This is a genomic window from Fictibacillus nanhaiensis (genome assembly GCF_023715445.1).
Lineage (GTDB): Bacteria > Bacillota > Bacilli > Bacillales > Fictibacillaceae > Fictibacillus > Fictibacillus nanhaiensis_D.
In genome coordinates this window covers 788,299-799,840 of record NZ_JAMBOD010000001.1, presented here as the reverse complement: position 1 = coordinate 799,840, position 11,542 = coordinate 788,299, and the positions used below count along the sequence as shown (strand labels likewise).

Sequence of the window (11,542 nt, the reverse complement as noted above, 5' to 3'; positions counted from 1 at the left end):
TTAAGGGAAGTGACTTTTTATGAAAGTAGTATTGCAGCGTGCAAAGAATGCAGCTGTCTCTGTAGATTCAGAAATTAAAGGTCAAATAGACAGAGGACTGATGCTTTTAGTTGGTGTCACGCATGAGGATACAGAAAAAGACGCTGACTATTTAGCTGAAAAAATTGTTAACTTGCGAATTTTTGAAGATGAAAATGGAAAAATGAATTTATCTTTAAAAGATACGGAAGGGAGTATTCTTTCTATCTCACAGTTTACGTTATTTGGAGATACAAAAAAGGGCAGAAGACCGAACTTTATGGAAGCTGCTAAGCCGGATCATGCAAACAAGATGTATAATTATTTTAACGATAGACTGAAAGCTCTTGGTATCAATGTCCAGACTGGGGTTTTTGGTGCAATGATGGATGTGTCATTTACGAACGATGGTCCCGTAACATTAATTTTAGATTCAAGAGTTTAAAAAACGAATGAATGAAACCTTCGCCTTGATGGACAGACTAACCAAAAAAGGCGGAGGAGTTTTTTTATGAGACAGAACCGTAAAGGCATTGAAGGTATTCCGCAATGGAAACATTTAAGCTTTCATGATTTTCTTGCTTTAGAAAAATCTGCTAACGACATTGAGCTTGCTGAAGAGTTTGGACTGGATTTGTATCAGGTTAATCAATTAAAGAAAAAAATAAAACGAGAAAACTATTGACACAATACCCCGTAGAAAAGTATGATAATCTACAATTCCAAAATGAAAAAACCGATGACGAAGAAAAGTATCTTTACCCCACAGGGTTAGAGAGGAAATGCCTTGGCTGGAAGCATTTCTCCCTGATGATAAAGTGAAAGACACTTCACAGGTTTTAATTCGAACGGTTTTTAAACCTCAGTAGAGTTACACGTGGGCAATCGTTACTTGCATAAATGAAGGAAGCTTATTAATGCTTCGAAGCAGGGTGGCACCGCGGGAACTCCCGTCCCTTATGAAATTATTAATTTCATGAGAGACGGGAGTTTTTTATTTATTTTATGAATAATAGACATTCGGGAGGATGAAGCGAAATGAGTATTAATATTCCAAGGGGAACGAAAGATATTCTCCCAGGAGAAGTGGAAAAGTGGCAGATTATTGAGGAAAAAGTAAAAGAGGTATCTGCAAAATTCAATTATAAAGAAATCCGGACTCCTATCTTTGAACATACTGATCTGTTTCAAAGAGGAGTAGGAGATTCAACGGATATCGTTCAAAAAGAAATGTACACTTTCACGGACAGAGGAGACAGAAGTTTGACACTCCGTCCAGAAGGAACTGCACCTGTAACACGTTCTTATGTTGAAAATAAGATGTTCGGACTTCCTGGCCAGCCTGTAAAGCTTTATTACATTCAGCCTATGTTCCGCTATGAAAGACCTCAGGCAGGGCGCTACCGCCAGTTCGTCCAATTCGGAATTGAGGCGATGGGCTCAGCTGATCCGGCGATTGATGCAGAGGTTATCTCTCTAGCTATGACTGTCTATAAAGAGCTGGGATTAAAAAAACTGCGCCTTGTTCTTAATACATTAGGAGATGCTCAAAGCCGAAAGTCTCATAAGGAAGCGCTGATCGCTCATTTTGAACCTAGGATTGAAGAGTTTTGTTCTGATTGTCAAAATCGTTTAATAAAAAATCCGCTTCGGATCTTGGATTGTAAGAAAGACCGTGATCACGAGCTTATGAAGAACGCTCCTTCTATTCTTGAACACTTAAATGAAGATTCCAAATCATACTTTGAGGAAGTTAAAGCAAGCTTAGAAGCGATGAACATTGAATATGTAATTGATCCGACTTTAGTAAGAGGCCTGGATTATTATAATCACACTGCATTTGAAATTATGAGTGAGGCTGAAGGTTTTGGTGCAATCACGACGCTTAGCGGCGGAGGCAGATACAATGGACTTGTTGAAGATCTTGGCGGTCCTGCTACACCAAGTATTGGTTTTGCAATGAGTCTGGAGCGCCTTTTATTGGCACTGGAAGCTGAAGGAGTAACACTTGAAACAGAAGAAGATCTGGATTGCTATGTTGTGGCACTTGGTGATGAAGCAAAGAAAAAGTCTGTTTCCATACTAAGTCAGCTTCGCCAATCCGGCATTAAAAGTGACAAAGATTACCTGGATAAAAAGATGAAAGCGCAATTTAAAGCAGCTGACCGCTTAAAAGCTAAATTTGTTGCTATCTTAGGAGAAGAAGAGCTTTCAAAAGGAATAATCAATGTGAAGAACATGCAATCCGGTGAACAAACAGAAGTACGCATAGAGGAATTGAGTTCTTTTATTAAGCAAGGACAATAAGGAGGAGACATCTTATGGAATATCGCACACATCAATGCGGGAAAATTACCGAACAATATATCGGTGAAAAAGTAACAATAACAGGCTGGGTACAAAAAAGACGTGATCTTGGCGGGCTTATCTTTATCGACCTTAGAGATCGTTCAGGAATCGTACAAATCGTATTTTCACCTGAAGTTTCAGCAACAGCTCTGGAAACAGCTGAAAAAGTGAGAAGCGAGTATGTACTAACTATTACAGGAACGGTTATAGAAAGAGATCAGAGTACGGTTAATCCGGCAATGAATACAGGCAAGATTGAAATTTCAGGGGAAGAAATCAAAATCTTAAACAGTGCAAAGACACCTCCCTTTTCCATTAGTGAAGATATTGAAATTACGGAAGATATTCGTTTAAAATACCGTTATTTAGATCTTCGCCGTCCGATCATGCAGGAAACATTGAAGATGAGACATGAAGTTACCCGCTATATTCGAAACTTCTTGGAAACAGAAGAGTTTATGGAAATGGAAACACCGATGCTCACGAAAAGTACTCCTGAAGGCGCGCGTGACTATCTTGTTCCGAGCCGTGTACATCCAGGTGAGTTTTATGCACTCCCGCAATCACCTCAATTATTTAAACAGCTGTTAATGGTATCAGGATTTGAAAAATATTATCAAATCGTCCGCTGTTTTAGAGATGAGGATCTGCGAGCTGACCGTCAGCCTGAATTTACCCAGGTCGATATTGAAACATCATTCATGGGTCAGGAAGCTCTTCTCTCAATGATGGAAGAGATGATGACTGGATTAGTGAGCAAAGTAAAAGGAATAGAGGTTCCAAAGCCATTCCCAAGAATGACTTATAAAGAAGCAATGGACCGCTACGGTTCTGATAAGCCTGATACTCGTTTTGGCCTTGAGCTAATCAATGTTTCGGATGTGGTTAAACAAACTGGTTTTAAAGTGTTTGCTGCAGCAGTTGAAAACGGCGGAGAAGTAAAAGCGATAAACGTAAAAGGAAAAGCTGCCAACTATTCCAGAAAAGATATCGATGGCCTCACTGAATTTACAGCACGATATGGAGCAAAGGGTCTTGCATGGATGAAGGTTGAAGCAGACGGCTTAAAAGGTCCGATCTCTAAGTTCTTTAATGAAGAAGATGCCGCTGCTCTTTCAAAAGTATTGAATGCTGAAGAAGGAGATTTACTCCTTTTTGTGGCAGACAAACCAACAGTAGTGGCTGACAGCCTTGGTGCACTTCGTCAAAAGCTGGGTAAAGACCTGGATTTGATCGATCAATCAAAGTTTAACTTCCTATGGATCGTAGATTTCCCTCTTGTTGAGTATGATGAAGAGGCAGACCGTTTCGTAGCCTTGCATCATCCGTTTACAATGCCAAAAACAGAAGACCTTCACTTAATGGACTCAAATCCATCTGAAGTAAGAGCTCAGGCATATGACTTAGTTCTTAATGGATATGAGTTAGGCGGAGGATCGCAGCGTATTTACGAACGTGATGTCCAGGAAAAAATGTTTAAGACATTAGGATTTAGTGAAGAAGGCGCCCGCAAGGAGTTTGGTTTCCTTCTGGATGCATTCGAATATGGAACACCTCCACACGGCGGAATAGCGCTTGGATTAGACCGAATGGTAATGCTATTAGCAGGCAGAACTAATTTAAGAGATACAATTGCTTTCCCTAAGACAGCATCAGCATCATGTCTGCTGACAAATGCACCTTCACCTGTTAATGAAAAGCAGTTGGATGAGCTGCACCTTGCTTTAAAAGTAAAGCAAGAGACAAAATAATGAAAATTTAGAAAAATAAGAATTGTTTATTACAAAGACACATTTTGTCTTGTATTTGGAGGAACTGTGTGATAGTATTTAGTTAAACGATGGGTCCTATGGTGACCGTTAACAACCCGAAAGTTTTGAGCCAACATTAAGTATTAGGGAGTTTGTGTTTTCTCACAGCGTCCATGCCCTGAAAGATAGGGGACGGACAAAATGGGGAACAGGACACCCACCTGCGAGAGCAGGTTCAAAACTAAGGGAAGACGGCATTTTTGGGGCTCATTTTTTTTGTGCATTTAAACCAAGTAACCATATTGATTTTGTTTTGAAAAGTGGATATGCTGATAAAGATGCATTTTCTTTATTCATATGCACTTGAAAGGAGATCTCTATGCTATATCAATTCTCAAGAAATGAACTGGCAATCGGAAAAGATGGGATAAACGTTCTGAAAAATACAACTGTAGCTGTACTGGGCATCGGAGGAGTAGGTTCTTTTTCAGCAGAAGCTCTTGCAAGATCAGGTGTTGGACGTTTAATTCTTATAGATAAAGACGATGTGGACATCACGAATGTCAATCGTCAAATACATGCTCTTGTTACAACGGTAGGCCAGCCAAAAGTTGACCTGATGAAAGAAAGAATTGCCTTAATTAATCCTGAATGCGAGGTTATCGCATTAAAGATGTTCTATACAGAAGAAACGTATGAACAAATTTTTGAATATGGCCTTGATTTTGTAGTTGATGCTTCTGATACGATCTCTTATAAAATCCATTTAATGAAGGAATGTCTTAACCGTAAGATTCCGATCATCTCAAGCATGGGTGTAGCCAATAAACTGGATCCAACAAGGCTCCAAATTGCTGATATCTCTAAGACTAGCTACGACCCAATCGCAAAGGTAATCAGACAGCGTTTAAGAAAAGAAGGAATTACAAAAGGAATTCCGGTCGTATTTTCAGATGAAAAACCTATACAAATCCGCGAAGAAATCCGTCAGGAAATTGTTCCTGAGAATGCACCTGGTATTCGAAAAGCGAAAATGCCGCCATCTTCTAATGCGTTCGTGCCATCTGTATCAGGATTATATATGGCTGGATATGTAATTAATAAAATTATTGAGAAAAACAACATTAAAGTTGAAAGAATTCGTTAAATGAAGAAAGAAGCTGACACAAAAGGGCAAAAAATATCCCTTATTGGTGTTAGCTTTTCTTTTTTTATGGAATTTTGTATATCTGCACTCATTTTTACTTGGATTTTAAGCTAGAAAAAACTTCACGGAGCAAAAATAAGTGGTCATTGGGCGAAACTTCAAGTAGTTGGAGCGAAACGGGTACTCGATGGGGCGAAAACCCGATGGCACTGAGCGAACGTGTAATAAATGAAAGAACATGTACCGTAAAACGCAAAAAAAAGGGCTAGACCCAAAAGATTTATTTCTTTTGAGTTTAACCTTTCATTACTTTGCCAGCTTCTCTAAGTTCCCGTTCTTATCCATTCGGAAGCTTTGATTAGGGTTGGTATCCTCATCCTGGAACAGAACCATCTTTCTCGCACGATCCATGATCTGAATAAGAGCTTGATAATCTTCTTGAACGGTTTGATATTCTTTTTCAAGGACAGCAAGCTGTTCTTTCATAACCTTATTCTGCTGAAGCATTTCGTTCATCTGCAGGCGGAGCTCCATATTTTCCTGAACAAGCTTACCGCTGGACATTCCGTTTCTTTTTAATCCGGTAAGGAAGTCTATTACGTCATCCAGTGTAAGTTCTTCATGTTTACTAGCTTGAGGCTGCTGATAAGTAGAATTGACAGCTGCTGCAGGAATATTGTTTATTGGAGCAGGAGCAGGAGCAGGAGCAGGAGCAGGCTGTTTATCGTATGCATTTGAAGATGGCGCTCCTCTATCATACGTATAAGGAGTTTTAAAGAATTCCTCAGGATGATAGGTTTCATCATCATGCATTTGTGGCGTTTGAACGGGCTGAACAGCAGGCTTCGATACAGGTTTAGACTGCGGCTGCTGTTGAGATTTTGCTTGAGCCCGCTGACGTTCTTTTCTTTGCTTTTTAGCAATCTTTAAAGCTTGCTCGTATTTTTTTCTTACGATTGCATTCCATCGAAAACCCACAGCGGCACTCGTCCGTTCTAATTTATCTCCAACCTCTTCAAAGGCATGAAGCTGTGTACTTCCTTCACGGACATGGCGCAGTACTGTTTCTGCCAAAAGCAGATCGTCTTCTTCTGACCAGGCGTCCTGTCTGATTTTTGACACGTAAATCCTCTCCTTAGCTATTAAAAATATCATTTTATATTTTCATGTTTACCAAAGAGAGAAAATCCTATACACTCAGGAACAAAAATTTTGCTAGTTTGATAAAGTTAAAAGCTAAAAAGAACCGTTTAGATTAGTGCTGGACAATAAATGAAGTTAAAAGAATGATAGATTTACTCACCTTTTTTCTTTCTTTCGTTGAAATAATCCAATCTTCTTTTAATATTTTTTTCATATCCGCGTTCTGTTGGCTCATAAAATGATTTTCCAATCAAATGCTGCGGCAAATATTCCTGCGGAACATAGGCGTCTTCAAAATTATGCGGATATTTATAATCAACTCCATGTTTTAGTTCCTTAGCGCCTTTATAATGTGCATCGCGCAGATGAATCGGCACGAGACCTGTTTTTTCTTTTTTTACAGCATCCAGGGCTTTATCAATTCCTAAAATCACTTTATTGCTTTTGGGAGCGGTGGCTAAGTAGAGTGTTGCTTCTGCAAGCGGAATTCTTGCTTCAGGCATTCCGATAAAATCAGCAGCATAGCTGGCAGCCTGTGCAACGAGCAAAGCGTTAGGATCAGCGAGGCCAACATCTTCTGCGGCATGAACCATTAAACGCCGTGCAATAAAACGCGGGTCTTCCCCTGCATATATCATTTTCGCCAGCCAATATAGAGCTGCATCAGGATCTGATCCACGGATGCTTTTTATAAATGCAGAGACGGTATCATAATGATTGTCTCCTTTTTTATCATATTGTAGGACTCTTTGCTGAATAGATTCTTCCGCAATCTCAAGTGTGATATGGATATCCCCGTTTTTATCCGGCTTTGTTGTAAGTACAGCAAGTTCTACGGCATTCAGTGCAGTTCGTGCATCTCCATTGGCAATTGAAACGATATGGTCCTTTGCTCCTTTTTCCATTTGGACTGGGTGTTTACCATAGCCTCTCTCTTTATCTTGTAAAGCTTGTTCAATAATTTTAGCGATATGATTATCCGTTAAAGGTTCAAAACGGAACAGCCTAGATCGTGATAAAAGGGCAGGGTTGATCTCGAACATCGGACTTTCGGTCGTTGCACCGATCAATATTACAGTACCATCTTCAACATAAGGCAAAAGTGCATCTTGCTGGTTTTTGTTAAACCGATGGATCTCATCAATAAATAATACCGTTTTTTTATCTTCTAATAATAACCTTTCTTTTGCAGAGCCCATAATAGCTTTTAAATCAGCTACACCGGATGTTACTGCGTTTAATTGGTCAAACCAGGCAGATGTAGAGTTTGCGATGATCCTGGCTAAGGTTGTCTTCCCGGTACCTGGGGGCCCAAAAAATATCATGGGTGTTAGCTGGTCAGCTTCAATCGCTCTTCTTAGCAGCTTTCCTTCTCCTGCGATGTGTTCCTGCCCGATAAACTCTTGTATGTTTCGCGGACGCATTCGGTTGGCAAGAGGTCTTTTTAATGAGTCAGAGTTTTCTTCTTTATAGGAAAACAAGTCCATTTCTGTTCATCCTTCCGTACACTTGTTCTTAATTGTCATATGACAATACTATACATCAGTCCTTCATGCAAGGTTAAACTATTTCGTGCTATAATAAGCTTTAGATTTATTGATAAGGTTGCTTTTACAAGCTTCTATAGGAAGGATTTTGCAGGATGAGAGACCAAAAGCAATCACGGGTGAGCAAATTTTTGTTTCAGTGGTCTGTTTTTTTTGTGGGCTTGTTTATCATGGCCTTCGGAATTGCTCTTATGATAAAAGCTGAAATGGGAAGTGCTCCTTGGGATGTACTTCACATCGGCCTCTTTTCACAGTTCGGATTAACGATTGGAACATGGTCGATCATTATGGGCTTTTTCGTGATTTTAGCAACATCATTATTAACAAAGAAGTTTCCGCAGTCAGGTGCTTTTCTGAATATGGTGTGTGTTGGACTGTTTATTGACTTCTATTTATGGCTGCCTTTTTTCCAAGACCCAGTGACTATTGCTGGAAAATGGATTTACCTTCTTATCGGAATACTAATTTTAGGGTTTGGAATCGGTCTATATATTTCCTCGGATTGCGGGGCAGGACCAAGAGACAGTTTAATGCTGGCTTTAACAGAAAAGTCCGGATTAAAAGTTTCAAGAATCAGGCTTTACATGGAGCTTTTTGTTCTCTTTTTTGGCTGGGTTCTTCAGGGACCTATTTCTTTTGGAACGATTTTGTTTTGTATTATGATTGGCGGAATAGTTGGAAAAACACTGCCTTTTTGCCAAAGATCAGTAAAGTTTGTTTTAGAACGGAGTGAACAATTTGAAAATATCAACAAAGGGCCGATACGGATTAACCATCATGATGGCATTAGCAAAGAGATCGGGTGAAGGTCCGATCGCATTAAAACTGATTGCAAAAGAGCACAGTTTATCAGAACATTACCTGGAACAGCTTATAGCACCACTAAGAAATGCAGGTTTGGTTAAAAGTATAAGAGGTGCTTACGGAGGTTATATTTTAGCTAAAGAGGCATCAACAATTACAGCTGGCGATATTATTCGTGTTCTTGAAGGACCCATCTCACCAGTTGAAGTTATGGATGATGAGGAGCCGGCGAAACGAAATCTGTGGATAAAAATTCGTGATGCTGTAAAAGATGTTCTTGACTCAACAACTTTAGAAGATTTAGCAAACTATGAAGACGAAGGCGCGCAGGACGCCTATATGTTTTATATATAGGAAGGAATCTGATGATGAAAAACGTTTATTTGGATCACGCTGCAACATCACCTGTCCATCCTGAAGTGATCGAAGAGATGATCCCCTATTTAAAGGAACATTTTGGAAATCCTTCTAGCATTCATCAATACGGCAGACGTGCACGCAAGGTGCTCGACGATGCCCGCACAGCTATTGCCGCTTCTATTGGTGCTTCCCGAAATGAAATTATCTTTACAAGCGGAGGTACAGAAAGTGATAACCTGGCCATTCTGGGCACAGTCTCCTCTCTAATGGAAAAAGGCAAACATGTCATTACAACAAAAGTGGAGCATCACGCCGTTCTTCATACCTTTCATGAGCTTGAAAAAAGAGGGTTTGAAGTGACTTATCTAGCGGTTGATGAATACGGCCGTATCTCCCTTGACGAATTAAAGCAGTCACTGAGAGAAGATACGATTCTCGTCTCTATTATGTACTGCAACAACGAAACAGGGACAACACAAGATATTAAAGAGATCGGAAGCTTATTAAAAGAGAAAGATATATTATTTCATACTGATGCTGTACAAGCATATGGATTAATTTCGATAGATGCTGAAGATCTAAACATCGATTTGTTGAGCGCATCCGGGCATAAGATTAACAGTCCAAAAGGGACAGGCTTTCTATATGTAAAAGAAGGAGTTCCTTTTCTTCCTCAAGGCTTCGGCGGGGAACAAGAACGAAAAAGACGGGCAGGTACAGAGAATGTAGCAGGCATCGCAGCTTTGAATAAGGCCGCGGCAATTGCAAACAAAGAGCGTGAGGAACGTTTCGCTCAATATATGAAATATCGGGAAACGATGAAAAAAATATGGGATGAAGAAAGCATAGAATATTTAGAGAATGGCAGTGATGAATTCTTTTTGCCTCATATTCTAAATGTCAGTTTTCCTGGAGTAAAAACTGAAGTGCTCTTAGTAAATCTCGACCTAGCAGGAATTGCCGCTTCGAGCGGGTCTGCTTGTACGGCTGGATCTCTGGAGCCCTCACATGTATTGACGGCAATGTTCGGAGAAGATGAGCGGACAAAATCGTCCGTTCGATTCAGCTTTGGTCTTGGCAATAATCTGGAAAATATTGGGTATGCTGCTATTGAGACAGCAAAAATCGTGAAACGTTTATCAAAATAAGTTACAATGTTTGTCATATGAAAGAAAAGAGGTGGACAGCATGCAAACTGAATCAAACAAAAAGGCACCTCAAGATACACGAGTAGTCATTGGAATGAGCGGCGGTGTGGACTCTTCAGTTGCCGCACTTTTACTAAAAGAGCAAGGTTATGACGTAATCGGGATCTTTATGAAAAACTGGGATGATACCGATGAAAATGGCGTCTGCACAGCAACAGAAGATTACAACGATGTGATTGCGGTCTGCAACCAGATCGGTATTCCATATTACGCGGTGAATTTTGAAAAAGAATACTGGGATAAAGTATTCACGTACTTTTTGGAAGAATATAAAGCAGGAAGAACACCTAATCCTGATGTGATGTGCAACAAGGAGATCAAGTTCAAAGCTTTTCTTGAGCATGCCATGAATTTGGGTGCAGATTATGTAGCAACAGGTCACTATGCACGAGTGGCTGAAATAGATGGAGAAGTAAAAATGCTTCGCGGAGTAGATGAAAATAAGGATCAAACTTATTTTCTGAACCAGCTTTCCCAAGAGCAGCTCAAAAGAGTCATGTTCCCAATCGGTGAATTAAAGAAACCGGAGATTCGAAAAATTGCTGAGGAAGCAGGTCTTGCAACCGCAAAGAAAAAAGACTCCACTGGTATTTGTTTTATTGGTGAAAAAGACTTTAAAGAGTTCTTAAGCCAATACTTGCCTGCAAAACCAGGCGAGATGCAAACACTGGACGGAGAAGTTAAAGGAAAGCATGACGGATTGATGTATCACACGATCGGTCAGCGCCACGGGTTAGGAATCGGCGGAAGCGGAGATCCATGGTTTGTTGTCGGAAAGAATTTAAAAGACAATGTGCTGTACGTTGAACAAGGTTTCCATAATGAAAAGCTATATTCCGACAGCTTGAAGGCAGTAAAACCAAGTTTTGTTTCAGACAAACCTGTTCCTTCTGAATTTAAATGTACAGCGAAGTTCAGATACCGCCAGCCTGACATGGTAGTAACGGTTCGCGTGATGGATGAAGTAACACTTCAGGTTGTGTTTGATGAACCGCAAAGAGCGATTACACCGGGACAAGCTGTTGTATTTTACGATGGTGATGTATGTTTAGGCGGAGCAACCATTGATACTGTCTATAAAAACGATGAAGCGATCACATATTTGTAAGGAAAGAACAAAAAACTGGCTTTCAAGGTTAGATAACCTTGTAAGAGCCAGTTTTTTTTGTGAATTGAAGAGTTTTGAAAAGGAAATGATCTGATTTATGATCGCCC

11 protein-coding genes, 1 other RNA gene and 1 other annotated feature are annotated in these 11,542 nt (G+C 40.0%); of the genes, 10 read left to right on the top strand and 2 right to left on the bottom strand.

Annotated elements, in window-relative coordinates:
• Positions 1 to 19: 19 nt before the first annotated feature.
• The 6 genes from dtd (at position 20) to M3196_RS04205 (ending at position 5,265) form a co-directional block, all read left to right on the top strand.
• A complete protein-coding gene (dtd, locus tag M3196_RS04230) occupies positions 20 to 463 on the top strand; it encodes a D-aminoacyl-tRNA deacylase (protein WP_251320983.1) in 444 nt (147 codons plus the stop codon).
• A 66-nt stretch (positions 464 to 529) separates the two neighbouring features.
• Entirely contained in the window at positions 530 to 703 is a 174-nt protein-coding gene (locus M3196_RS04225) for a hypothetical protein (RefSeq protein WP_251320982.1), read from the top strand.
• 45 nt (positions 704 to 748) lie between these two features.
• Positions 749 to 979, top strand: a binding site (T-box leader).
• A gap of 77 nt (positions 980 to 1,056) precedes the next feature.
• On the top strand, positions 1,057 to 2,325 hold the full coding sequence (gene hisS / locus M3196_RS04220; RefSeq protein WP_251320981.1) for a histidine--tRNA ligase: 1,269 nt from the start codon (positions 1,057 to 1,059) through the stop codon (positions 2,323 to 2,325).
• 14 nt (positions 2,326 to 2,339) lie between these two features.
• A complete protein-coding gene (gene aspS / locus M3196_RS04215) occupies positions 2,340 to 4,118 on the top strand; it encodes an aspartate--tRNA ligase (protein WP_251320980.1) in 1,779 nt (592 codons plus the stop codon).
• Positions 4,119 to 4,208: 90 nt separating this feature from the next.
• Positions 4,209 to 4,389, top strand: a non-coding RNA gene (ssrS, locus tag M3196_RS04210) — 6S RNA.
• Between the two features lie 108 nt (positions 4,390 to 4,497).
• On the top strand, positions 4,498 to 5,265 hold the full coding sequence (locus M3196_RS04205) for a tRNA threonylcarbamoyladenosine dehydratase (protein ID WP_251320979.1): 768 nt from the start codon (positions 4,498 to 4,500) through the stop codon (positions 5,263 to 5,265).
• A 306-nt stretch (positions 5,266 to 5,571) separates the two neighbouring features.
• Here M3196_RS04205 and M3196_RS04200 read toward each other — a convergent pair whose 3' ends face one another.
• Positions 5,572 to 6,387, bottom strand: coding sequence for an RsfA family transcriptional regulator (locus M3196_RS04200; RefSeq protein WP_251320978.1), 816 nt, complete (start codon positions 6,385 to 6,387; stop codon positions 5,572 to 5,574).
• 173 nt (positions 6,388 to 6,560) lie between these two features.
• Positions 6,561 to 7,895 (bottom strand): AAA family ATPase, encoded by a 1,335-nt coding sequence (locus M3196_RS04195; RefSeq protein ID WP_251320977.1) that lies wholly within the window; start codon positions 7,893 to 7,895, stop codon positions 6,561 to 6,563.
• Positions 7,896 to 8,050: 155 nt separating this feature from the next.
• Here M3196_RS04195 and M3196_RS04190 point away from each other — a divergent pair, with 155 nt between their 5' ends.
• Genes M3196_RS04190 through mnmA form a run of 4 tightly spaced genes read left to right on the top strand, consistent with a single transcriptional unit; the run spans position 8,051 to position 11,435 of the window.
• Entirely contained in the window at positions 8,051 to 8,761 is a 711-nt protein-coding gene (locus M3196_RS04190; protein ID WP_251320976.1) for a YczE/YyaS/YitT family protein, read from the top strand.
• Entirely contained in the window at positions 8,694 to 9,113 is a 420-nt protein-coding gene (cymR, locus tag M3196_RS04185; protein WP_130294718.1) for a cysteine metabolism transcriptional regulator CymR, read from the top strand. Before M3196_RS04190 ends, cymR begins: the two co-directional genes overlap by 68 nt.
• 14 nt (positions 9,114 to 9,127) lie before the next feature.
• Positions 9,128 to 10,267, top strand: coding sequence for a cysteine desulfurase family protein (locus M3196_RS04180; protein WP_251321723.1), 1,140 nt, complete (start codon positions 9,128 to 9,130; stop codon positions 10,265 to 10,267).
• 40 nt (positions 10,268 to 10,307) lie between these two features.
• Positions 10,308 to 11,435, top strand: a complete 1,128-nt coding sequence (gene mnmA / locus M3196_RS04175; protein ID WP_251320975.1) for a tRNA 2-thiouridine(34) synthase MnmA — start codon at positions 10,308 to 10,310, stop codon at positions 11,433 to 11,435.
• Positions 11,436 to 11,542: the final 107 nt, after the last annotated feature.